The organism is Bartonella sp. LB28NMGDW (assembly GCF_042194435.1).
In the GTDB taxonomy this organism is placed as follows: Bacteria; Pseudomonadota; Alphaproteobacteria; order Rhizobiales; family Rhizobiaceae; genus Bartonella; species Bartonella grahamii.
This window is the reverse complement of the sequence record NZ_JBHIMX010000005.1, coordinates 113,809-136,851: the sequence shown is the minus strand read 5'-3', so window position 1 is coordinate 136,851 and position 23,043 is coordinate 113,809. Positions and strand designations below refer to the sequence as shown.

Sequence of the window (23,043 nt, the reverse complement as noted above, 5' to 3'; positions counted from 1 at the left end):
GAGACGACCAAAAAGCCGCGGCTGATGCACGAGAACCAGAAGAGATTGATGATGATGAAAACTTTATCCATATGGATGACAATGACAGAGCAACACCACCATCATCTGAATCGGAAAAAGCAGAAAAAGCTTTAAAAGCAGCCACAACACGGCTTGAGGTAGAAAATGAAATTAATCAAAAAAGTGATGCTGATGTGCGTGCCGCTCTCTCTGATTGGTTGCGCAACAAATAAATATGTTTCTTCTTGTGTTGGCTGGTTGCCAATTTATTTAGATAAGCAAGATCTGAACGCCATCAGTTCAAACTTAGCAAGAGAGATCTTAAAGCACAATAAACAAGGTGAACGTGTGTGTGTGGGTGGAAACATGGCTAGAAAAAAAACACAAGACGATATAGAGCTTACAGAAGCAGAAAAAGAAATACTTCAGGAAATGATCGTCACCTATCAAAGTGTAAAAATGATGTCTCGCTTGATGAAGTGGATAGTATTCATCCTCTTTTTGCTTATCATTGATTTTGCACGCCTTATGGATGCATTAGTAAATATTTTTACACAAAAACCAAATATTCGACTCTACACATACTCTGAGACGCGCGAAATTCTTTAGAAAATGGATTATTAATTTTGCTTGTCTTTATGGATGCGATAGATAATGTCTTTGCGCATTTAAAATAGTGGTTCTCAAAGAATTTAAAAAATTATTAGAGAACATTGGAGGAAACAGATGAGCTTTGTAAAAGTATGTTGGAAAATCCTATTCCCGAACTTTAAAAAAGATTACAAAGAATAAATACATTATACATGGGTAAAAACCGGATGGTGATCCCGACAGGATTCGAACCTGTGACCCACGGCTTAGAAGGCCGTTGCTCTATCCAGCTGAGCTACGGGACCCAACTGATTATTTTCTCAATTCAAAATAGCATCTTTAATTCAATGTGTCCAAGAGTGCTGCCGATCACTGCGAAAATTATCAGAATAAGAAATAGCACGTCGAATCGACGTACGTTTCTTTTCTACACGGTAAGAGATAGCATTCTTACGCGCAAAAGCAATCGCTTCTTCCTTCCTATTAAATCTGATCCTCACCTGATTATTCATATCAGACGTTGCCGTGTACCCCATAAGAGGTTCAAGCATTTTTGCTTTCACCGGCTCATACTCTAGAATCCAAAAACCTCTATTCCCCTTACCTGACTGCATAGCTGTCTTAGCAGGACTATAAATACGTGCGATCATGCCTTTTTCCTTCAGATTACACAACGCTTGAATGATAGTTTTCCACCACACGTACCCAATTGGGTCATTCTCACACACTTAATCAAATATGGTCGGAGCGATAGGATTCGAACCTACGACCCCCTGATCCCAAATCAGGTGCGCTACCAGGCTGCGCTACGCTCCGCCATTTACATTTACTTGATGCACATTTCCTAAAATTTTCACAACAGAAGTGCAAGAGAAAAACACACTTTTTTTTAATTTTGTTGCATTTCTTTACAAAAAAGCACGTTTTAAAAATTTTTTCCCTACTCAATAACATATTTATTGACAAATAATAGAAAACAACCTCCGTAAAGAATCCAATCTATATTAAAAAATAACGAATTTCTCTGTAAGGATTTCATAATTTTCATCCTGCTTTAAGCAAACTCTCACTGTATCAAAACGCATTCTACAGATACAATTTTAGAAAAAAACGACTTAAATATCATAGAAAAACTTTCCAAAAGAGAACACAAGCCAAAAAATCAGCTGTATTAAGCTTTTTCCCCTCTTTTTCTATCTTGCAAAGAACTCTTTTATAAAAATTCTAGAATCTTCTACAATCCAAATCCATAAACAACAGACATTTTTTCAAAGCACGAAAGTTCTATTATAAATAAAATAAAGCGCTTTTTTTAGAAAAAATTTCAAATGCAAAGATGGAAAAAAGTCAACATCATACAATAAAATCTCAAAGCTATTTAAGATAAACACATGACTAAAGTAAAAAATACTATTTTTCACTCTTAACGGATATCAAAAAAGAAGAAAATTTAAATGACTTGTCTTGCCACATATTGAAACGATAATAGAAAGACAGAATAAGTAAGCCATGATAGGGAGTGTTTACGGATTTCTTCTATTCAAAACTTCAGCAATAACAGCACGTGTTATTTTTCTTTTTCTTTGTAATGCCAACTGATCAACAGAATCAATAACACGCTTCAATGAAAATAAAGAACGTTCACAACGACTTACAAGATAATAAACCGTGTCTGGATGTACAATAAGTTGCCTATCGGAAAAAAGCTTAAATGCAACAGCTGTTAATAATGCATCATCAGGCTGATTAATTTCAACGAACATCACCGAATTAAGACGACTTTTTAGATCATTTAACTTTAAATTCCAAGCGGAAGGAAGTGTCCGTGCCGTCATCAATAAAGTAGCTTGTCGTGCATCAAGATTTGCTTGCTTAATACTGTTAATTAAATGAAAAAGTTCTGTCTCTTTGATTTCATCTGCATCAATATCCTCTATCAAAAATGATCTGCCTAAAGAAGCCACAGTAACAGCCTGATCAATCTCATTGTGCTGAATCCTGAAAGCATCTGCTTTTTGGAGCCATATATTAGAAAAGTGCGTTTTTCCAGATCCTTCTTTGCCAACCAAAACTGCAATAGGTAAGCTCCAATTGGGCCAGTGATCAATAAGCTGAAAAGCCATACGATTGCTTTCCGTTACCACTAAATCCTCAAATTGAAAAATCGGATCATAAGGAAAATTTAAAGATAATTGCGTTTCACACCCATTCATTTTAGCGGCTCCGAATTTCCCCTTCGCGAATACATCTGAGAACTAAGATAAGTATGAAGAGCAAAACGAACTAAAACGCCAACAGCCGCTGCCGCAGGAACAGCAACAAGCATACCAGTAAAACCAAAGAGTGAAGAAAAAGCAAAAAGTGAAAACATCAGCCATACGGGATGTAATCCCACTGATGAACCTACAAGCTTGGGTTGAAGAATATAACCTTCAATAAATTGACCAATTAAAAAAAGTGCCATCACAACGATGATTCCTCCCCAATTATTGGGATAAAACTGGACCCATGCAATACCAACAGAAAGGACCAAACCACTCATTGTGCCGATATAAGGAACAAAGCTAATAAGACCAATAAACATACCAATTAAAAGACCAAAATTGAGTCCTGCAATCGTTAAACCAATAGCATAATAGCCTCCCAATATAAGACAAACTGTTCCTTGTCCACGAACAAAGCCTGCAATAGCTCTATCCATTTCATAAAAAATACTCCGAACGGTTTCAAGATGATCACGCGGTATTAACGAATCGATTGCTGTTACCATACGCGGCCAATCTAATAACATATAAAATGCCACCACAGGTGCCACAACAAATAAGCTAGCGATATTAACGATAGATTTTCCTGACTTTAAAAGTGAATTCAAAAGAGACGTAATAAAATCAGAACCTTCTCCCAAAAATCCTTTAATATTATTCCGTAATTCATTTGGATCACTTCCAAAATAGCGCCTTATCCAATCAAAATCATGCTCAACAAAAAAGGTTTGAATACGATTAATATAAACAGGTAAACCATCACTCATGAATTGCTGTATTTGCCAACTAATAACAGGAATCAAAATAACTAAAGCAGCAACAAAGGTAACAACAATAAATAAGGTAATGAGGACAGTCCCAAACACCCGTCGAATACCAAATTTTTCAAGTAATTGAACAATGGGATTGAGAAAATAAGCCAGCACAATCCCTGCCACAAAAGGAAGCAAAATCGATCCAAAAACAAACATAAAAAAAATGAAAAAAATCAGCGTACCAAGCCAAAAAAAGATTTGCCTTTTCATATTATTCGGCAACGGTAATTGAGTATACGCTGGCACATAAGTCTTATAACGATCACGAGATGTATTCTCACTCACTTTCTTTTTCATAAGTTGCCAAGAAGACTGACCGTGATTATCTGATATCTTGCTCATAAAATATCCTAAAAAATTCTTCACAAAAAATTATAAACATCTTCAAAATAAGGTACAAGCAAAGTTGCTTATTTTCTTATCAATATCTCTTGCAGAGAGAACTCTATCATGGCATTGCATAATATCAAAACCCGATTTTCCATTAAAGGAAGGCTCCAATGAGCAACCAAGATCTTACAAATAATAAATCCAAAGTTGGTCTTACCTACGCAAAAGCCGGTGTAAACATCGATATGGGTAATGCCATGGTAGAAAAAATTAAACCCTTTATACGCGCGACAAAACGAGCCGGAGCAGACGCAGAAATTGGCGGTTTTGGTGGAATTTTTGATTTAAAAGCAGCTGGCTTTACGGATCCTATCTTAGTAGCAGCCAATGATGGTGTGGGAACAAAATTAAAAATTGCCATTGAAGTAGGTCACCATAACACTGTAGGTATTGATCTTGTGGCTATGTGTGTCAATGATTTACTCGTACAAGGGGCTGAACCTCTCTTTTTTCTGGATTATTTTGCAACTGGAAAGCTTGACCCTGAACAAGGTGCTGCAATTGTTTCTGGTATTGCAGAAGGATGTAAACAAGCCGGTGCTGCTCTTATTGGAGGAGAAACTGCAGAAATGCCAGGAATGTATGCAGAGGGAGATTATGATCTAGCCGGTTTTGCTGTAGGAGCATGCGAACGCAGCAAGCTACTCCCTTCAAAAGATTTAACAGAAGGTGATATTATATTAGGTCTAAGCGCCTCTGGAATTCATTCCAATGGCTTTTCGCTTGTTCGACGAATCATCCAGCAACATGATCTTAAATGGAATGACCCTGCCCCTTTTGCTCCCGAAAACAGCCTTGGTATAGCACTCCTTACACCAACACGCATTTATGTAAAATCGCTTCTTCCCATCATGAAAAAATACGAAGGGATTAAAGCTCTTGCTCATATTACGGGTGGAGGCTTTCCTGAAAATATTCCACGTGTTGTTCCATCTTCTCTATGCGCTGAAATTCATCTTTCTACCATCAATGTTCCAGCAGTATTTTCATGGATTGCCAAACAAGGTAAAATAGAAGAAATAGAAATGTTAAGAACATTCAATTGTGGTATTGGCATGATCATTATCGTAGCACAGCATGCAGCTGAAACAATTACGCAAGCTCTTGAAAGAAAAGGAGAGAGCGTAACTCCTCTTGGCATTTTAACAAAACGCCAAGATCAAAATAAAGGAATACTTTATAAAGGGGTACTGCATTTATGAAAAAACAAATCATCGTTTTCATTTCTGGTAATGGATCCAATATGGTCGCCCTTGCTCAAGCTAGTCAACAAAAGGAATATCCTGCTGAAATCATCGCGGTTATTTGCGATAATCCGCGTGCAGACGGTATTGAAAAGGCGCGAAACCATAACTTACCTATTCATATTGTTGATCGCAAAATTTACAAAACAAAAGAAGAGCATGAAGAAAGTATTTTTACGATTTTAAATCAATATAAACCAGATTTTCTCTGCTTTGCAGGATATATGCGCCTTATCTCGCCACGTTTTGTAAAACTTTACGAAGGACGAATTTTAAACATTCATCCTTCTCTTTTGCCTTCATTTAAAGGCTTAAACACACATGAAAAAGCTTTACAAGCAGGCGTAAAAATCACGGGTTGCACTGTTCACCTTGTTACAGAAGACATGGATGCAGGAAAAATCCTTGCCCAAGCAGCCGTTCCAGTCTATCCTCATGATACTGCTGAGAGCTTAGGACAAAGAGTTCTTAAAGCAGAACATAAACTCTACCCCGAAGCCTTAAAAGCATTTATTGAAGGGAAGAGTAAAATGGTAGATGCGCAGCAACAGCTTTTATCTTTTTGAGTGTATCAGCAATCTATTAATAAGCATTTTTCAATGTTTTACATATAATTCGTGCTCAGTGTCTATAATTGAAAATCTCTATTAAATGTTGACGTAATAGAGCCTATCTTTTCATAAATTTTTGCACAGAATGTGTGTTTTTTTTGAATTTTAATTAAATTTTCAAATTCTTCTTTTTTATTCAGTTCTATGACATTATCACAAGTTCTATTTATCAAAATACTCTCGTATTTCGCCTCATGATGAAAGTGTTTCTTTAACTGTTAGAGCTAACTGTTTGAGTGTAAAAGGTTTAGATAAAAAACCAAAAACAGCATCTTGTGGAAGATTTTTAGCAAATGCATCTTTTGCATATCCAGAAACGAAAAGAAATTTGATATCAGGATAGTTTTTACGTACTTCCTTCAATAAAGTGGGTCCATCCATTTCTGGCATCACCACATCGGAAACAATAATATCAATAGCTCCTTTTTGTTTCTCAAGAATAGAGAGTGCTTCCACCCCACTCGCTGCCTCTAAAACCGTATATCCTCTCATTTGAAGAGCTCTTACCCCCCCCATTCTAACCGCATCTTCATCTTCAACCAATAAAACAGTTGCAGACCCTGTTAAGTCTATATTTTTATCTTTCTCTTCATCTTTTTCAATCTTTTGAGAAGTTTTTCCTTTTATATTGGGGATATAACGGGGAAGAAAAATATAAAATGTTGCTCCTTCACCTTCTTTACTTTCACAATAAATGCACCCACCACTCTGCTTGATAATTCCATAAACCATTGATAAACCAAGTCCTGTTCCTTTTCCAACTTCTTTTGTTGTAAAAAATGGCTCAAACATTTTTTCTTGTATAGCAGCAGATATACCAGCCCCTGTATCTGAAATAGTCAATTGTACATACTCACCAATTGCTAAACCAAGATGATTAAATTCAGCACTTTGTTGCTTTGTAATATTGTTTGTCGCAATCGTAACAATACCTCCATCTAACATGGCATCACGCGCATTAATAACCAAATTCATAATAACACGCTGAAAAGATGCTTGATCGACTTCAACACTCCACAAATCTCTTCCATGGATAATTTTTAACTGAACATTATTCCCCAAAAGTGGTAAAATAAGATTGCGAATATCTGATAAAAATTCAGTAAAATCAACTTCTTCAGGTCGAAGTGTTTGCTTTCTAGAAAAAGCTAATAATTGCTGTACAAGAGCAGCTGCACGATTAGCATTATTTTTAATATTGATCAGATCAGCATGAGCAGGATCAGAACTACGATGCGTATTTAAAAGAAGATCACACGACATTAAAATTGCTGTTAAAACATTATTAAAATCATGAGCAATGCCGCCAGCCAATTGTCCGACAGCTTGCATCTTCTGACTTTGCATCATTTTATCTTCAAGCGTTTTTTGTTCGGTTGTTTCAATCACAGAGATAATAAGCAAATCTTGCAATGCATCACCATGATGGGGTGGTACAGACATAATATGGAGCCGTAAATGGCATTCTTCATTTTTTTCTAAAACAGTTTCTAGAGAAACAAAATAATTTTTATTTGTCGCAATTCTCTGAAAAGAACGCTCTAACTGCACACAATCACGACGAGAAATAACGTCATAAAAATTGACAGCTTTGTCCATACATCCCGTGAGTGATGAAAAAGCTTTATTCATATGAACCAATTGCCCTTCATGATCTACCACGGCTATTGCAAAAGGACTCGCATCAAAATATTCTCCTAATATAGTGGGTAATTTTAATTGGTCGTCCTCTTCTTTTTGTATTTGTTGTGGAATGATCACAATACGATAAACGGCTTCCTCTTCTAAGAGAGAAGAAACAGAGATAAGACAATGGAATATTTTCTCACAAGTCGCTTGTGAATTTAAACATAACGAAAACTTATAAGGTAAAGAGTAACCTGAACTTTGATATCTGTTGGTTTGCAAACAGATATCACTCCATGAGCTCTTAGCGCCAACGCTATCAAATAACGAATCAAAATTATATTGACCAACTGAGAAATTCGCTAAATCAATTGAAAACCATTCGGCAAAAATCGCATTCGCATAAAGAATAGTTCCTTGTGTATTAACTGATACAAAACCAATAGGAGCTTGATCCAAGTGATTGATAGCTTCTTGAAGGTTCGAGAAAAAAACTTCTCGTGTTTGTTGTAAATGCGAAATATCAGCAATACGCCAAAATAAAAGCTTTTTTTTCTGTTTTGTGATAGGTTGAATGGAAATATTATACCAAACAGATTTTTTTGGTGTAGAATCGGTAAATATTGGTTGTTCTACTCTTAATTCCTCTTGCGCCGCAAGATTATTACAGGCTGCAACCTTTAAGCGATACGAAAGTGCACCAGCTCCTGGAAGATCAGCAATAACCATATAACAAGACACTTCAGGCTTATAAGTCACAATTTTTCGATAGTTTTGATTAGAATAATAAACAAAACCAGAAAGGTCAGAGATTACAATTGCATCATCGCTCCGATTAAAGATGCTAAAATCAAAATCTTCATGCGACCACACATGGTATCTTAAAATTCCCATTCCACACAAAACGAGTGTTGCAACGCCGATAATTGCTAGAATCAAAAAAGATATCAATATAGCCTTTTGCAAATAGCTTTGTGGATAAAAAAAACCTAAAATACCCACAATGAAAAGAAAAAATAATATAAAAACAATACCAAAAATCACAACTCTTCGATGAACAGAAGACGCTGATCTTTTATTATTATCAAAACCTTTATCCATCTCTCATTGCCTTAGATTTAGCTGTTTCTTATATCACAAAACTTCCTTTATATTCATTGTTATAAAGTATATACTATGATATTATCTTTCAAAGAAAGCTCACTTAATGTTAAAAATTTTATTTCTTGTATTTAAGTGAACCTTTTAAGGGTGTGTTTATAAATTTATCTCAATAAAAACGATATTTTCACACAAAAATGGGAGAAAATCTATGTATATCTGGTTATCAGAGCAAATAGGTGTATCTGCTGCGAAGATAACGATAAGCTTTTTGTTTTTTATAATAACAATCGTGGCTATTACCATAATTATCTTGTTTTTACGTCGTTTAAGTACGGGAAGATTCAGCAATAATAGAAAAAAAAGTCTATCACGATTAGCATTATGTGAAGTAATTTCTATAGATCGAGCACGCCGCCTTATTTTAGTCCGTTGCGATAATAAAGAACATTTGCTCCTTATTGGCGGATTAACAGATGTGGTTGTAGAATCCGATATTACCAGTACATCCAAAATACAAAAGAGAGAAACACACACACATCCAAATTCCGCCCCTACAGAAAGAAACGATATATCGGATAAAAATCCCTCTCCTTTTACGAATCAAGCAGTAAAAGATTCAGCAATCACCGCCGAAATTGAGGGGAGGCAAGAACCATCTTTATTCATTCCTACCCCTCAAAAATAAAAATATACAATTTTATCACCACGAGTTTCGTTTGTTTATCATTTCAATGACCTTAATCATCGCGATAAACTCTTTCACGTCGTTCGTGACGTTCTTGCGCTTCCAATGATAAAACGGCTATCGGTCGAGCCTCAAGACGCTTTATACTAATGGGTTCGCCGGTTTCTTCACAAAAGCCATATGTCCCATTATCAATGCGCTCTAAAGCAGCATCTATTTTTGAAATAAGTTTCCTCTGACGATCACGCGCACGTAATTCGATTGTACGATCAGTTTCACAAGAAGCCCTATCAGTCAAATCGGGTTGACCAACATTCTCTTCCTGCAAATTTTCCAAAGTCTCACGAGCTTCTTTTAATATATCATTCTTCCAAGAAACCAATTTAGCACGAAAATACGCCTTTTGCCGCTCATTCATAAAAGGCTCATCTTCACTGGGGCGATATTGACCATCAATCTCTTCGCTCATGCAATAAAAAACCTCCACATATGCTATGTGCGGTCTATATATTGTGCAATACCCATCAACACAAGAGTAAAATGTTTTTCATAACAATCTACAAATATGTCTAAATACACTGTTTAGATTTAATCGCTTTTCTATTTAGGTTGGATTCTTGATCAAATCTCATCCAGAACATTTTTCTTGCTTACTGAGAAACTTCAAAAAGAAGGAAATCTAATATTCAGATATCAGAGTGATCTCTCCCCTGCTTTCTCATTGTTTAAAATCTAAATGAGGCAATAATAAATCATTTCAGCAATGCAAAAAAATAAAATCTTTATAAAGGCAAAGTGTGATATTCACGTTTCAAATACATCAAAGCATCTTTTTCTTTATTACAGTTGATTGCAACAACCTCACCAATCAAAACACAATGGGTTGCGTGCTCATGCCAACAAATCAAACGACAATCAAACGATGCTAGAGCGTCTGAAAGACTAGGCGCTCCCGTTTGCAAAGCTCCCCATTGAGCAACATCAAAACGCTCATTTTGTGTAGAATTGCAACGCCTCGAAAAAACATCCGCTAATGAACGATGCTTTCCTGCCAAGCTATTAACACAAAAATTTCCATTCTCCATAAACACCTGATTCTTTAAATTATGGCGCATGAGACAAACAAGAAGGGTCGGAGGATCATCAGATAAAGAACAACACGCCGAAACAGTCACCCCGCGTCTTCCCTTAATACCATTTGTTGTCACAATATGCACAGCTCCTGCAAAAAGACTCATGGCATCTCGATATTCTTGGGAAGAAACCGCGATAGTATGTTTATGTTGAAGTTCAGGCATCAAATATGTTTTATGATTCGACATATCTTTCACTTATAAAGCTTTAAAATTTCAAGCGATCTTTCCATAAAAAGATCTATAATACATATTTTTTCTTTTCCGTCATAACACAAAAGATATTTGTGTATACACTGCGATATGATAAAAACAGCCAATCAAGGAGATTTTAATGCCCCATTCTCATCTCATTTCGCCTTCACTCTTGGCTGCTGATTTTTCTAAACTTGGACAAGAAATGTTAGATGTTGTTGATGCTGGTGCAGATTGGCTTCATCTTGATATCATGGATGGACACTTTGTTCCTAATATCACCTTTGGTCCTGAAATCGTCAAGGCTCTACGCCCATTAACCAAAGCAATATTTGATGTCCACCTGATGATCGCACCAGTAGACCCTTATTTGGAAGCTTTTGCAAAAGCGGGTTCAGATATTATAACCATTCATGCTGAAGCAAGTCCACATCTTCATCGTTCATTACAAACAATCAAAAAAATGGGAAAAAAAGCAGGAATTGCACTCAATCCAAGCACCCCTGAACATGTACTTGAATATTTGCTTGATCAATTAGATCTCATTCTCATCATGACGGTCAATCCCGGTTTTGGTGGACAAAGTTTTATTCCAGAAATTAAAGATAAAATTAAGCGCGTTAAAAGCATGATTGCAAACCGCCCTATTGATCTTGAAGTTGATGGTGGTATCACCGTTGATACAATTGGGATAGCTGCAAAAGCTGGAGCAAATGTATTTGTCGCAGGCTCTGCAATTTATAAAGATGGAAATAAAGAGCTTTACAAAACACGCATGAGTGCATTGCGCCAAGCCGCAATCCTCTCACAACAAGGAAAAAAATGATGATCGCACGTTATTCCCGCCCTGCAATGGTAACAATTTGGTCTCCTGAAACAAAATATCGTATTTGGTTCGAAATTGAAGCCCATGCCTGTGATGCCCTTGCTCACTTAGGGATTATTCCGAAAGAAGCCGCCAAAGTCATTTGGGAAAAAGGCGCAGCAGCTAAATTTGATGTCAATCGCATTGATGAAATTGAAGCAATTACCAAACATGATGTTATCGCATTTCTGACCCACCTAGCTGAATTCATTGGACCCGAGGCACGTTTTATCCACCAAGGCATGACATCATCTGATGTTCTTGATACAACACTGAATATTCAATTGATGCGTGCTAGTGATATTTTGCTAGAGGATATAGATCAACTTCTTGAGGCATTAAAAAGACGTGCTTTTGAGCATAAAGAGACAATCACCATTGGGCGGAGCCATGGCATTCATGCTGAACCAACAACATTTGGAGTAAAATTTGCTCTTGCATACGCTGAATTTTCCCGTTGTCGCAAACGTCTTCTTGCAGCACGAGAAGAAATTTCTACTTGCGCGATTTCAGGAGCTGTAGGAACTTTTGCAAATATCGATCCAAGCGTTGAAGAACATGTAGCAAAAGCCTTGAGGATGCGTGCTGAACCAGTTTCCACCCAAGTAATACCAAGAGATCGTCATGCTATGTTTTTTGCAACACTTGGTGTTATTGCTTCCTCTATTGAAAGGTTAGCGATAGAAATACGCCATTTACAACGAACAGAAGTTCTGGAAGCAGAGGAACATTTCTCACCTGGGCAAAAAGGCTCATCGGCGATGCCTCATAAACGTAATCCAGTTTTAACAGAAAATTTAACTGGATTAGCCCGCATGGTACGTGCATTTGCACTCCCAGCCATGGAAAATGTTGCACTTTGGCATGAACGTGATATTTCGCATTCATCTGTTGAGCGTTATATTGCTCCAGATGCGACTATTACACTTGATTTTGCTCTTTCTCGCCTCACATCTGTCATTGAAAATCTCATTGTCTATCCAGAAAATATGCAAAAAAATCTCAATAAATTCCGTGGCCTTGTTCACTCACAACGGGTGCTTTTAGCACTCACCCAAGCAGGAATCAGTCGTGAAGATTCTTATCGGATTGTACAACGAAATGCGATGAAAGTTTGGGAACAAGGAAAAGATTTTTTAGAAGAACTCCTCAACGACAAAGATGTTATCAAAGCTTTAAGTGAAGAAGAACTTCGCGAAAAATTTGATCTTTCTTACCACACCAAACATATCAATACGATTTTTAAACGTGTTTTTGAAGAACAGTAAAGCGACATAGAAACCTCAAATCTATTCCACCTATGATCAAAAATCTGTTGTAACAAAGAAAACAATTCATGAAAGCAAATCAACTCGATATTCTTATTGTTCCTGGCTACAAAGGATCTGGTCCAGATCATTGGCAAACACGCTGGGAAAGAAAATTGTCGACAGCCCGCCGCATTGAACAACTCCATTGGTCAAAGCCTGTTTGTGAAGAGTGGGTTAACAAAGTTAAAACCGCCATTGCAAAAGCTCAAAGGCCTGTTATGCTTATTGCTCATTCATTAGGAGTTCCCAGTGCTATTCACGCAACTGTACAAAATACAGAAAAAATTTGTGGCGCTTTCTTTGTTGCTCCTCCAGATGTCGCCAATGAGAAAATACGTCCCAAACATTTAATGACATTTGGCCCCTATCATCGCCAAAAGCTTCCTTTTCCTTCTATTGTCATAGCCAGTCGCAACGATGAGTTTTGTCAATTTTCAGTAGCAGAAAAAATTGCCAATGATTGGGGATCACTCTTTGTTGATGCTGGGTATTCTGGCCATATTAACGCAGAATCCGGACACGGACCTTGGCCTGAAGGGCTTATGGTCCTCTCTCACTTTCTTGCAAAAATTTGATCCAAAAGAGGTGATCTTCTTTCTCATCGCTTATGTATCTTCACCTTTGGGTAGACGTGTAATGACAAAAATTATAAAAGTATCATAGCAATATCATTGAGAAATTCTATTAATTAGGATAGTATCATTTATCAATGTTATTAAAAACCTCTCAAGATAAATAGAGAATCATGATGAATCGTCGCCACCGTATCTATGAAGGCAAGGCTAAAATTTTATATGAAGGACCTGAACCAGGGACTTATATTCAATTTTTTAAAGATGATGCAACTGCCTTTAATGCAAAAAAACATGAAATTATCGACGGAAAAGGGGTTTTAAACAACCGAATTTCGGAACATATCTTTAGCCATCTTGGGCGTTTGGGCATCCCAACACATTTTATCAAACGTATAAACATGCGCGAACAGCTTATTAAAGCAGTGGAAATCATTCCGTTGGAAGTTGTTGTTCGCAATGTTGCTGCCGGCTCTCTTGCTAAGCGTTTAGGTTTAGAAGAAGGAACCCCGCTTCCGCAATCCATCATTGAGTTCTACTATAAAAATGATTCTCTCGATGATCCCATGGTAACGGAAGAACATATCACAGCTTTTGGGTGGGCTGTCCCACAAGAGATAGAAGATATCATGCAACTTTCAATTCGTATTAATGATTTTCTTTCTGGGCTTTTTGCCGGTGTTAACATCCAATTAATTGATTTTAAAATGGAATTTGGTCGCCTGTGGGAAGATGAAACAATGCGCATTGTTCTTGCTGATGAAATCTCACCTGATTCTGCACGACTATGGGATATGCAAACACAAGAAAAAATGGATAAAGATCGTTTTCGTCGTGATATGGGTGGGCTTATTAATGCCTATCAAGAAGTTGCCAAACGTCTTGGTATTATGAATGAAAACGAACCAACACGACCAACTGGTCCCGTTCTCGTAAAGTAAAAACAAGGTAAAAAACATCACCTTATATAAATACCCCTCTTCAAAGGAGAGGTTCTTTTAACAAGCAGGAAGCAAAAAATGAAAGCACGCATTACGGTTACTTTAAGAGAAAGCGTTCTTGATCCACAAGGAGAAGCAATTTTCGGTGCTTTAAAAAGTTTAGCTTTCGAAGGCATTCAATCCATTCGTCAAGGAAAGGTTTTTGATATTGTTCTTGATGATCTACCTTCTGAAACCGCAAAGAAAAAACTTGAACAAATGTGTGAAGAGTTACTCGCAAATACTGTCATTGAAAATTATACAATCGAACTTTTTTAAGTGAAACGCTCATGAAAACTGCCATCATTCAACTTCCTGGATTAAATCGTGATCGAGATATGGTTGCAGCATTACATCATATAACGGGAGTTGAGCCACTAAAAATTTGGCAAACAGAAACAACAATTCCAGATGTAGATATTATTATTATTCCTGGTGGTTTTTCCTATGGCGACTACTTAAGATGTGGTGCTATTGGAGCGCGAACTCCCATCTTAAAAGCCATTCGTGAAAAAGCACAAGAAGGTACGACAATAATAGGTATCTGTAATGGATTTCAAATTTTGTTGGAAGCAGGATTATTACCTGGGACTTTAATGCGTAACGCTTCTTTAAAATTTGTTTGTCGTGAAATCAAACTTGAAGTCGTCAACGCCAAAACAAAATTTTCTCGATATTATTCTAAAGGACAAATTATTCGTTGTCCTGTTGCCCATCATGATGGAAATTATTTTGTTGATAGTGAAACACTAAGGCAAATGGAAGATAATGAACAAATTGTTTTTCGCTATGCAGAAAACACAAACCCGAACGGCTCAATGAAAGATATTGCTGGTATTGTTAATAAAGCTGGTAATATTCTTGGTATGATGCCTCATCCTGAAAACTTTATTGAACCCGCCCACGGAGGTATTGACGGTCGTTTACTTTTTCAAAGTGCTTTAGAGTTAGTAAATGGATGATGCTGAAAAAATACTCGCGCTCCATAATTTTTAAAAAACAAGGATCTATACCATTTCTCGCATCGTAAATCTATGAACAAAGCTTTTCACAAACAACAATGGATATTATTTTTTAAACACATAATTATTTAAGACCATTTTTAGTCTTAAATCCCACCAAACAAACGAACAAAATCTTCAGCTTACTGTCTATAAATATTTTTATTATTAAACAACAGTATTGCTTATAATATAAGCTGCTAGATTAAAAAAATAAAAATGCTAAATTTCGATTAATTGGACGGATAAATACTCATGAAGCCTTGCAATAACATCACTATTACACCAGAGCTCATTGCACAACACGGGCTAAAAGAAGATGAATATGAACGTATCCTGACGTTAATCGGTAGAGAACCAACATTTACTGAACTAGGAATTTTTTCTGCAATGTGGAACGAACATTGTTCCTATAAATCATCTAAAAAATGGCTAAAGACTCTTCCGACAGAAGGAAAATGTGTTATCCAAGGACCTGGTGAAAATGCTGGTGTTGTCGATATTGGCGAAGGGCAATGTGTTGTTTTCAAAATGGAAAGCCATAACCACCCTTCTTATATTGAACCTTATCAAGGTGCAGCAACAGGTGTTGGTGGTATTTTACGTGATGTCTTTACAATGGGAGCCCGTCCTGTTGCTGCTATGAATGCATTGCGATTTGGTGCTCCTGATCACCCAAGAACACGCCATCTTGTTTCTGGTGTTGTTTCTGGAATTGGTGGTTACAGCAATGCTTTTGGCGTTCCAACTGTTGGTGGAGAAGTAAATTTTGATAAGCGTTATAATGGCAATATCCTTGTTAACGCTTTTGTCGCCGGTATTGCAAAGACAGACGCCCTTTTTTATTCTAAAGCGCAAGGTATTGGACTCCCTGTTGTTTATCTTGGTGCAAAAACAGGACGTGATGGTGTCGGTGGAGCAACAATGGCTTCTGCTGAATTTGATGATTCAATCAGTGAAAAACGCCCAACTGTTCAAGTAGGTGATCCTTTTACAGAAAAATGTCTCCTTGAAGCATGTTTAGAGCTCATGGAACTTGGAGCCGTTGTTGCTATTCAAGATATGGGAGCAGCAGGACTCACCTCTTCTGCCGTTGAAATGGGTGCAAAAGGAAATTTAGGGATACAGCTTAATCTCGATACAGTTCCTGTTCGAGAAGAAAATATGACAGCCTATGAAATGATGCTGTCTGAAAGTCAAGAGCGTATGCTCATGGTCCTTAAACCAGAACTAGAAAAGCAAGCAGAAGCAATTTTTCATAAGTGGGGGCTACATTTTTCTATCATTGGGAAAACAACCGATGATTTACGTTTTCGTGTATTTCATCAAGGGGAAGAAGTTGTCAATCTTCCCATCAAAGAGCTTGGTGATGAAGCACCTGTTTATGATCGTCCTTGGAGTGAGCCGGCAAAAAAAACACCCTTGAAAGCAGAAGACGTCAAAAAGGTTGAAAATCTTGGTGATGCCCTTCTATCCTTATTGAATTCTGCTGATCAAAGTTCACGGCGATGGGTTTATGAACAATATGATACCCTTATCCAAGGAAATAGCCTTGTTTGTCCAGGAGGTGATGCAGGCGTTATCCGTGTAGGAAACAACAGCAAACGTGCTCTTGCTTTTTCTTCTGATGTAACACCTCGTTATTGTGAAGCAGACCCTTATGAAGGAGGAAAACAAGCTGTCGCAGAATGCTGGCGAAATATTAGTACGACAGGTGCAACACCACTGGCTGCTACAGATAATCTCAATTTTGGTAACCCTGAAAAACCTGAAATTATGGGACAGCTGGTTTTGGCTATTAAAGGTATAGGAGAAGCTTGTAGAATCCTCGATTTTCCTATCGTTTCAGGCAATGTTTCTCTTTACAACGAAACAAATGGGGAAGCCATTCTTCCAACCCCTACAATTGCTGGTGTAGGCCTTCTTAATGATTGGTCTAAAATGGTAACAATAAGTGGTATGCAAAATGGAGATATTCTTGTTTTAGTAGGAAATTGCGGCTCTCATTTAGGACAATCAATCTATGCACGTAACATTTTAAATATTGATGCAGGTGCCCCCCCCCCTGTAGATTTACAACTTGAAAAAAAACATGGTCAATTTGTTCGAGATGCCATTAATAGCGGTTTTATTCACGCTGCCCATGACCTTTCTGACGGGGGATTGGCGATAGCACTTGCCGAAATGGTGATTAAAGCAGGTAAAGGAATCAAAGTAACGTTAAGCAATAAATCACCCCATCATGCAGAACTTTTTGGAGAAGACCAAGGACGTTATCTTTTAGCCGTCAAACCTCACTCTCTCAATAGTCTTAAAGAGCGTGCACAAATCAATACAGTTACTTTAACAGAGCTAGGTCAAGTTGAGGGGACTTCTCTCAATATAGATGGGATATTAACACTTTCAGTAGACAAACTCACAAAAGCCTATGAAAACTGGTTTCCACAATTTATGGGTGAAGAGTAAAAATTGTTTTTTCTCTTAAGCAACAGCCTTTATAAGAAATGAATACATAGGAGAATAATGATGGCAATGAGTGCCCATGCAATTGAAACGCTTATTCGTGAAGGCATTCCTGATGCTACTGTAACAATTCGTGATCTTGCTGGAGATGGAGAACATTATGCTGCAGAAGTTATTTCTGAAAGTTTTCGTGGTAAAACCCGTGTTCAACAACATAAAATGGTTTATGATGCTCTTAAAGGCAATATGGGAAATGACTTGCACGCTTTAGCACTGCAAACGAGTATTCCCAAATAATTTAAAAATTTCTTCTTGCATTCATTCACTCAATACTATTAGAAATAATATGAGCGTGAATGCACACTTCCAAGAATTTATACTATTGAGGAATAGAGATGACTACTATTCATGATTTTATTGACAACGAAATTAAAACAAATGATGTCATTTTATTCATGAAAGGAACGCCTGACGCTCCACAATGTGGATTTTCTGGGCAGGTCGTTCAAATCCTTGATTATTTAGGGTTAAATTATAAAGGAATTAATATTTTAACTTCTAACGAATTGCGTCAAGGGATAAAAGACTACTCAAATTGGCCAACAATTCCGCAACTCTATATCAAAGGTGAATTTGTTGGCGGCTGTGATATTGTTAAAGAAATGTTTCAAAATAACGAATTGCAAGAACTGCTAAAGGAAAAAGACATTCCTTGCAATAAATCATAGATGTCTCTCATTTTATTTGCTTCTTATAGAACCGTGTTCAGTCGAAACTTTTATTAAAAGGGTGCATATGTCATATTCAGTCGACGAACAAAAGCATAGTGATGCGATTAGAGAAAAAATTGGCTATAAAGAATTTGTTATTCTCATTGCTTCACTCATGGCCATCAATTCTATAGCTGTTGATATTATGTTGCCAGCTATGCCCAACATTTTAAACAGTTTAAATGTTATCAATGAAAACGATCAGCATTATATCATTTCTAGTTATCTTATCAGCTATGGCGTCACACAGATATTTTTTGGTCCCATAAGTGATCGTTATGGGCGCCGTAAGATTATTCTTATTGGTCTTGCTTTGTATTCATTTGCAGCGATTGGTTCTGCCTTTGTATCAAATTTTTCTCTCTTGCTTATTTTGCGTGCCTTACAAGGTATGGGAGGAGCTGCTATGCGCGTGCTCACAGTTTCCATTGTACGTGATCTCTATAGTGGTCGGAAAATGGCAGAAGTGATGTCTATCGTGATGATGGTTTTCCTTATTGCACCAATGATTGGACCAGCAACAGGACAGATCATTTTACTGTTTGGAAACTGGCAATTTATTTTCATATTCATGGCAATGATTGGTTTCGGGTTGATGATTTGGATTCAATTCCGCTTGCCGGAAACTCTTTATGCGCAACGCTCTCTTTCCTTTTCTTCAGTCAAACATAATTTATGGATTGTAATAACCAATCGCACAACACTTTGCTATACACTAGCAACTTCGATTATTTTAGGCTGTATCTTTACTGCCGTTAATACATCACAACAAACGTATGAAGGGATCTATAATCTAGGACTTTGGTTCCCTATTGCCTTTGCAGTTGGTGCTGCATTTCAAGCTCTATCATCTTTCTTTAACTCTCAACTCGTTGGACGCCTTGGAATGCGGCGTATCGCTCACGCGATGCTTTTACTTTTTTGTATCACTTCATGTGTATGGTTTGTTGGCTCTATCTTAACAGATGGTATTCTTCCTTTTGCTTTTTACATGCTGTTATTCTGTATACTGATGTTTGCCTGCGGTGGTATTATGGCAAACTTCAATACACTCGCTCTTGAACCTGTAGGAGAAATAGCTGGGACCGCGTCGTCTATATCTGGTTTTCTGCAAACATCTATTGGCACAGGTCTCAGTTTTTTTATTGCTCAACAATTTAATGAGACGACCATCCCTAATTCGGCAGGATTTTTCTTTCTTAGTCTGATTGCCATACTCCTCGTCTTATGGGCGGAACGTGGACATCTTTTTAGGCAATATCATAGCAATCCTAACGAATAAATATCCCTTACGAAAAATTAATAACATCTCTCTTGAACAATAAGGAGATAAACCTATCAGACAAATAAAACATCTCCAAATAGAACACTCTTGTGTTAAACATTCACATTGTTTGTTTAAGGGTACAGCTCTCAAAATATCAAATCATTTCACGACAGCACCCATAAATGCTGTAATGTTTAAAAAACAGTTTTGATTGATTTAACCTAAACAAGATCAAAATAGAAAAAACCTCACGCTTTAGATTTTTCTTTCAATATAAAAATAATAAATTATCCTTATAAATTAATATCTTACACAATCATAAAACCATAGGGAATTTTCCCATTTATAAAATACATTTAATTAATAAATTTTCCTGATTTTGGAAATCCTTTTGGAACCAAACGCCCGACACCCGCACGCGTTCCCATCCATTCAAAGAGATCGTCCGCCTGGCGGTTAAAGATTCGTTCAGCTGTATCTTGCCAACTTAAGCCTTCTGATAAATTAAAAGTCTTGGCATCAACAACACCACCTTCTTTATAACGCTGTAAACGAACACCTTTACCGCGATTCATTTCTGGTATTTGTTCAATAGAAAAAATAAGCATTTTACGGTTTTCACCGACTACAGCAACATGATCACCATTTACCGGAACACAAAGCTTTACCTTATCAGGAGCTTTCACATTCATCACTTGCTTTCCTTTTCGTGTATTAGCGATCACTTCTGCAGAAGAAACAATAAAACCATTACCGTGATATGAAACCAAGAGCAATTTTTCCTCGGCGTGATGCACAAAAGCTGTGAGAACATCGTGCTCATCATCCATATCAACTAAAAGACGAATAGGTTCACCATGTCCCCGCCCTCCAGGTAAACTATTTGCACCAATAGCAAAAAACTTTCCACCCGTACTGATCAGCACAATCTTGTCGGTTGTAAATGCTGGAAATGCTAACTTTAAACTGTCTCCTTCTTTAAAAGAAAGCGCTTTATAATCGGTCAAATGTCCCTTCAAAGCACGCATCCACCCCTTTTCAGAAATAACAATAGTAATCGGTTCTTTTTCGATCATTGCTTGTTGAATATCATCAAGATCATGTCTTGGTGCCTCTTCAAACGTCGTACGTCTTTTCCCTAAGAATGTTTCAGGACCAAAAGTGTTTCGAACTTTTTTGATTTCTTCTGAAATTATTTTCCACTGTTTTATAGGAGAAGCTAATAAATTCTGTAGTTTTTCTTTTTCAGCTTTCAAACTTTCAAATTCTTTACGAATTTCAAATTCCTCAAGTTTACGCAAAGAACGCAAGCGCATATTAAGAATAGCTTCAGCTTGATTTTCTGTTAATTCAAACCGATTAATCAGCTTCTTTTTCGGTTCATCCTCTTCACGAATAATCTGAATGACCTCATCGAGATTTAAATAGGCAATAAGATATCCATGAAGAATTTCCAATCGGCTATCAATTTGATCAAGCCGATAATGAGAGCGACGAATAAGCACTTCTTGACGATGTTCAAGCCATTGCTGCAAACTTTCTCGCAAAGAAAGAACATTGGGTATTTTTCCCAAAGACAAAACATTCAGATTAAGGGGAAATCTTACTTCAAAGTCAGTCAATTTAAAAAGAGACTCCATAAGGAGCTCCGGATCAACCGACCGATTTTTAGGAACCAGCACGATTCTGATATCTTCTGCTGATTCATCTTGGATATCCTCAAGCATTGGCAATCGGCGTGCAAGCAATAACTCTGCTGTTTTTTCAATAAGACGTGACTTTTGAATCTGATAGGGAATTTCAGTCACAACAATCACATAAGAACCACGGCTACCAGGTTCCTGATGCCAACGTGAACGCAAGCGAAAGAATCCACGCCCAACACGATAGGATTCCTCAATACTTTTTTTAGGTTCAACTAAAATTCCCCCCGTCGGGAAATCAGGACCAAGAACGAATTGATTTAATTCCTCATCATTTACATCGGGATGCGCAATAAAATGGAGCGCTGCATCACAAAGCTCAGCAACATTATGGGGTGGAATAGATGTTGCCATACCAACAGCAATACCAGAAGAACCATTTGCTAAAAGATTAGGGAAAGCTCCTGGTAAAACAACAGGCTCTTCATCTTCTTCATTATAGGTTAAACGAAAATCAATAGCATTCTCATTAATTCCTTCAAGTAACAATGCAGCCACTTCAGTCATACGTGCTTCCGTATAACGCATGGCAGCAGCATTATCACCATCAATATTACCAAAATTGCCTTGCCCATCAACCAATGGATAACGAACAGCAAAACTTTGAGCCAAGCGCACCAAAGCATCATAAATAGACGCATCCCCATGAGGATGAAATTTTCCCATGACATCACCGACAATCCGCGCACATTTCGCATAAGACTGTCCAGGATTTAGTTTGAGAAGACGCATCGCATGAACAATCCGCCGGTGGACAGGCTTCAATCCATCACGTACATCAGGCAATGCACGGTGTGTAATCGTAGAAAGTGCATAAGCCAAATAACGTTCCTGTAAAGCAGAGCGTAATTCTATTGGTTCAATGTGTTCTTTATCAAAAGGTAAATTCATTTTATCAGACATAGTATTAAAACAACAATTCCCACAATAATAAGAAATTATTTTATAGGATTTATTTAATGAAATCTTCTATGAGTCGACTTTTTTATTAAAAGTCAATTACATAAAAACAAACGCTGCGATTAGAACATGAACAGAAAATTATATCAATTTGAAAAATTTATACATGTCCTTCCCCCCTTGTTCTAAGTAATTTATTGAAAGCTTTGTCAAATCCGATAATAATTTAACTGCTCACAAAGAGTTATTTCATTCTTTTTGGAATGACAAAAGCACCTTTCAAACATCATCTTTTATTATAAAGATAAATTGTATAACAACCCCATTCAGTTTTTCCATGAAAAACTAAAAAAATATTCAAAGCTTATAAAATTTAAACTTTTCAGAGTAAGTCCATAGAATAGAAAACCGCATTATTCTCATAAAAACGAAGAAACACAATTCTCTGCTACAACATTGTAAAAACTTCAATAAAAAATAAATAATATATTGTCGTATAAAGATAATTCATTTTTTTTCAACTAAAATGAGACTTCCAAATATTACAGAATTCT

At 37.0% G+C, this 23,043-nt stretch carries 21 protein-coding genes, 2 tRNA genes and 1 pseudogene; 15 read left to right on the top strand and 9 right to left on the bottom strand.

The annotated features are described in order from the left end of the window. Positions 1–233, top strand: a pseudogene (locus ACFIKG_RS04835) (hypothetical protein); the annotation flags it as partial. A 133-nt stretch (positions 234–366) separates the two neighbouring features. Then, on the top strand, positions 367–609 hold the full coding sequence (locus tag ACFIKG_RS04830; RefSeq protein ID WP_375651849.1) for a hypothetical protein: 243 nt from the start codon (positions 367–369) through the stop codon (positions 607–609). Positions 610–819: 210 nt separating this feature from the next. Here ACFIKG_RS04830 and ACFIKG_RS04825 read toward each other — a convergent pair. From ACFIKG_RS04825 to ACFIKG_RS04805, 5 genes are all read right to left on the bottom strand, one after another. Next, a tRNA-Arg gene (locus tag ACFIKG_RS04825) sits at positions 820–896 on the bottom strand. Positions 897–935: 39 nt separating this feature from the next. Then, on the bottom strand, positions 936–1,241 hold the full coding sequence (locus tag ACFIKG_RS04820; protein WP_375626885.1) for an ETC complex I subunit: 306 nt from the start codon (positions 1,239–1,241) through the stop codon (positions 936–938). An 89-nt stretch (positions 1,242–1,330) separates the two neighbouring features. Continuing rightward, positions 1,331–1,407, bottom strand: a tRNA-Pro gene (locus tag ACFIKG_RS04815). A 707-nt stretch (positions 1,408–2,114) separates the two neighbouring features. Further along, on the bottom strand, positions 2,115–2,804 hold the full coding sequence (gene hdaA / locus ACFIKG_RS04810) for a DnaA regulatory inactivator HdaA (RefSeq protein ID WP_375626887.1): 690 nt from the start codon (positions 2,802–2,804) through the stop codon (positions 2,115–2,117). Then, a complete protein-coding gene (locus tag ACFIKG_RS04805; protein WP_375626889.1) occupies positions 2,801–4,012 on the bottom strand; it encodes an AI-2E family transporter in 1,212 nt (403 codons plus the stop codon). Before ACFIKG_RS04805 ends, hdaA begins: the two co-directional genes overlap by 4 nt. 158 nt (positions 4,013–4,170) lie before the next feature. On the opposite strand from ACFIKG_RS04805, the gene purM reads away from it, so the two are divergent. Both purM and purN read left to right on the top strand, forming a co-directional pair. Continuing rightward, positions 4,171–5,262 carry a phosphoribosylformylglycinamidine cyclo-ligase gene (gene purM, locus ACFIKG_RS04800; protein WP_375651848.1) on the top strand — a complete coding sequence of 364 codons (1,092 nt, stop codon included), beginning with the start codon at positions 4,171–4,173 and terminating at the stop codon, positions 5,260–5,262. Next, positions 5,259–5,870, top strand: a complete 612-nt coding sequence (purN, locus tag ACFIKG_RS04795; RefSeq protein WP_375625930.1) for a phosphoribosylglycinamide formyltransferase — start codon at positions 5,259–5,261, stop codon at positions 5,868–5,870. Before purM ends, purN begins: the two co-directional genes overlap by 4 nt. A gap of 237 nt (positions 5,871–6,107) precedes the next feature. On the opposite strand, the gene ACFIKG_RS04790 is transcribed toward purN, so the two are convergent. Then, positions 6,108–8,642 (bottom strand): response regulator, encoded by a 2,535-nt coding sequence (locus ACFIKG_RS04790; protein ID WP_375651847.1) that lies wholly within the window; start codon positions 8,640–8,642, stop codon positions 6,108–6,110. A 211-nt stretch (positions 8,643–8,853) separates the two neighbouring features. Here ACFIKG_RS04790 and ACFIKG_RS04785 point away from each other — a divergent pair, with 211 nt between their 5' ends. Continuing rightward, positions 8,854–9,330, top strand: a complete 477-nt coding sequence (locus ACFIKG_RS04785) for a hypothetical protein (protein WP_375651846.1) — start codon at positions 8,854–8,856, stop codon at positions 9,328–9,330. Between the two features lie 52 nt (positions 9,331–9,382). On the opposite strand, the gene dksA is transcribed toward ACFIKG_RS04785, so the two are convergent. Then, the gene (dksA, locus tag ACFIKG_RS04780) at positions 9,383–9,799 is read right to left on the bottom strand and encodes an RNA polymerase-binding protein DksA (RefSeq protein ID WP_015856486.1); all 417 of its coding nucleotides are present in this window, start codon (positions 9,797–9,799) and stop codon (positions 9,383–9,385) included. 313 nt (positions 9,800–10,112) lie between these two features. Then, positions 10,113–10,652 carry a flavin reductase gene (locus ACFIKG_RS04775; RefSeq protein ID WP_375611549.1) on the bottom strand — a complete coding sequence of 180 codons (540 nt, stop codon included), beginning with the start codon at positions 10,650–10,652 and terminating at the stop codon, positions 10,113–10,115. A 145-nt stretch (positions 10,653–10,797) separates the two neighbouring features. Between ACFIKG_RS04775 and rpe the strand changes: the two genes are divergently transcribed. The 10 genes from rpe (at position 10,798) to ACFIKG_RS04725 (ending at position 19,901) form a co-directional block, all read left to right on the top strand. Next, positions 10,798–11,484: a ribulose-phosphate 3-epimerase gene (gene rpe, locus ACFIKG_RS04770; RefSeq protein ID WP_375625936.1), complete on the top strand. Its 687-nt coding sequence runs from the start codon at positions 10,798–10,800 to the stop codon at positions 11,482–11,484. Then, positions 11,484–12,791, top strand: a complete 1,308-nt coding sequence (gene purB / locus ACFIKG_RS04765; protein ID WP_375626068.1) for an adenylosuccinate lyase — start codon at positions 11,484–11,486, stop codon at positions 12,789–12,791. The genes rpe and purB overlap by 1 nt, the downstream gene beginning before the upstream one ends. A gap of 68 nt (positions 12,792–12,859) precedes the next feature. Continuing rightward, positions 12,860–13,408 (top strand): RBBP9/YdeN family alpha/beta hydrolase, encoded by a 549-nt coding sequence (locus ACFIKG_RS04760; protein ID WP_375625938.1) that lies wholly within the window; start codon positions 12,860–12,862, stop codon positions 13,406–13,408. Between the two features lie 173 nt (positions 13,409–13,581). Beyond that, the gene (purC, locus tag ACFIKG_RS04755) at positions 13,582–14,346 is read left to right on the top strand and encodes a phosphoribosylaminoimidazolesuccinocarboxamide synthase (RefSeq protein WP_375651845.1); all 765 of its coding nucleotides are present in this window, start codon (positions 13,582–13,584) and stop codon (positions 14,344–14,346) included. Between the two features lie 78 nt (positions 14,347–14,424). Continuing rightward, entirely contained in the window at positions 14,425–14,664 is a 240-nt protein-coding gene (gene purS, locus ACFIKG_RS04750) for a phosphoribosylformylglycinamidine synthase subunit PurS (protein WP_375651844.1), read from the top strand. Positions 14,665–14,675: 11 nt separating this feature from the next. Beyond that, entirely contained in the window at positions 14,676–15,347 is a 672-nt protein-coding gene (purQ, locus tag ACFIKG_RS04745; RefSeq protein WP_375625942.1) for a phosphoribosylformylglycinamidine synthase subunit PurQ, read from the top strand. A 294-nt stretch (positions 15,348–15,641) separates the two neighbouring features. Continuing rightward, positions 15,642–17,852 (top strand): phosphoribosylformylglycinamidine synthase subunit PurL, encoded by a 2,211-nt coding sequence (gene purL / locus ACFIKG_RS04740; RefSeq protein ID WP_375625944.1) that lies wholly within the window; start codon positions 15,642–15,644, stop codon positions 17,850–17,852. Positions 17,853–17,912: 60 nt separating this feature from the next. Continuing rightward, entirely contained in the window at positions 17,913–18,146 is a 234-nt protein-coding gene (locus tag ACFIKG_RS04735; protein WP_375625946.1) for a BolA/IbaG family iron-sulfur metabolism protein, read from the top strand. Positions 18,147–18,244: 98 nt separating this feature from the next. Next, entirely contained in the window at positions 18,245–18,577 is a 333-nt protein-coding gene (gene grxD / locus ACFIKG_RS04730) for a Grx4 family monothiol glutaredoxin (protein ID WP_375625948.1), read from the top strand. Positions 18,578–18,644: 67 nt separating this feature from the next. Then, entirely contained in the window at positions 18,645–19,901 is a 1,257-nt protein-coding gene (locus tag ACFIKG_RS04725) for a multidrug effflux MFS transporter (RefSeq protein WP_375626902.1), read from the top strand. Positions 19,902–20,242: 341 nt separating this feature from the next. Here the strand turns inward: ACFIKG_RS04725 and parC are convergent, their stop codons facing one another. Further along, positions 20,243–22,492: a DNA topoisomerase IV subunit A gene (gene parC, locus ACFIKG_RS04720; RefSeq protein ID WP_375651843.1), complete on the bottom strand. Its 2,250-nt coding sequence runs from the start codon at positions 22,490–22,492 to the stop codon at positions 20,243–20,245. Between the last annotated feature and the right edge of the window lie 551 nt (positions 22,493–23,043).

What these genes read in the sequence shown, in the direction of transcription:
- ACFIKG_RS04830 (WP_375651849.1), top strand. Translation starts at nt 367, where the DNA reads ATGGCTAGAAAAAAAACACAAGACGATATAGAGCTTACAGAAGCAGAA.
- ACFIKG_RS04820 (WP_375626885.1), bottom strand. Translation starts at nt 1,241, where the DNA reads ATGATCGCACGTATTTATAGTCCTGCTAAGACAGCTATGCAGTCAGGT.
- hdaA (WP_375626887.1), bottom strand. Translation starts at nt 2,804, where the DNA reads ATGAATGGGTGTGAAACGCAATTATCTTTAAATTTTCCTTATGATCCG.
- ACFIKG_RS04805 (WP_375626889.1), bottom strand. Translation starts at nt 4,012, where the DNA reads ATGAGCAAGATATCAGATAATCACGGTCAGTCTTCTTGGCAACTTATG.
- purM (WP_375651848.1), top strand. Translation starts at nt 4,171, where the DNA reads ATGAGCAACCAAGATCTTACAAATAATAAATCCAAAGTTGGTCTTACC.
- purN (WP_375625930.1), top strand. Translation starts at nt 5,259, where the DNA reads ATGAAAAAACAAATCATCGTTTTCATTTCTGGTAATGGATCCAATATG.
- ACFIKG_RS04790 (WP_375651847.1), bottom strand. Translation starts at nt 8,642, where the DNA reads ATGGATAAAGGTTTTGATAATAATAAAAGATCAGCGTCTTCTGTTCAT.
- ACFIKG_RS04785 (WP_375651846.1), top strand. Translation starts at nt 8,854, where the DNA reads ATGTATATCTGGTTATCAGAGCAAATAGGTGTATCTGCTGCGAAGATA.
- dksA (WP_015856486.1), bottom strand. Translation starts at nt 9,799, where the DNA reads ATGAGCGAAGAGATTGATGGTCAATATCGCCCCAGTGAAGATGAGCCT.
- ACFIKG_RS04775 (WP_375611549.1), bottom strand. Translation starts at nt 10,652, where the DNA reads ATGTCGAATCATAAAACATATTTGATGCCTGAACTTCAACATAAACAT.
- rpe (WP_375625936.1), top strand. Translation starts at nt 10,798, where the DNA reads ATGCCCCATTCTCATCTCATTTCGCCTTCACTCTTGGCTGCTGATTTT.
- purB (WP_375626068.1), top strand. Translation starts at nt 11,484, where the DNA reads ATGATCGCACGTTATTCCCGCCCTGCAATGGTAACAATTTGGTCTCCT.
- ACFIKG_RS04760 (WP_375625938.1), top strand. Translation starts at nt 12,860, where the DNA reads ATGAAAGCAAATCAACTCGATATTCTTATTGTTCCTGGCTACAAAGGA.
- purC (WP_375651845.1), top strand. Translation starts at nt 13,582, where the DNA reads ATGAATCGTCGCCACCGTATCTATGAAGGCAAGGCTAAAATTTTATAT.
- purS (WP_375651844.1), top strand. Translation starts at nt 14,425, where the DNA reads ATGAAAGCACGCATTACGGTTACTTTAAGAGAAAGCGTTCTTGATCCA.
- purQ (WP_375625942.1), top strand. Translation starts at nt 14,676, where the DNA reads ATGAAAACTGCCATCATTCAACTTCCTGGATTAAATCGTGATCGAGAT.
- purL (WP_375625944.1), top strand. Translation starts at nt 15,642, where the DNA reads ATGAAGCCTTGCAATAACATCACTATTACACCAGAGCTCATTGCACAA.
- ACFIKG_RS04735 (WP_375625946.1), top strand. Translation starts at nt 17,913, where the DNA reads ATGGCAATGAGTGCCCATGCAATTGAAACGCTTATTCGTGAAGGCATT.
- grxD (WP_375625948.1), top strand. Translation starts at nt 18,245, where the DNA reads ATGACTACTATTCATGATTTTATTGACAACGAAATTAAAACAAATGAT.
- ACFIKG_RS04725 (WP_375626902.1), top strand. Translation starts at nt 18,645, where the DNA reads ATGTCATATTCAGTCGACGAACAAAAGCATAGTGATGCGATTAGAGAA.
- parC (WP_375651843.1), bottom strand. Translation starts at nt 22,492, where the DNA reads ATGTCTGATAAAATGAATTTACCTTTTGATAAAGAACACATTGAACCA.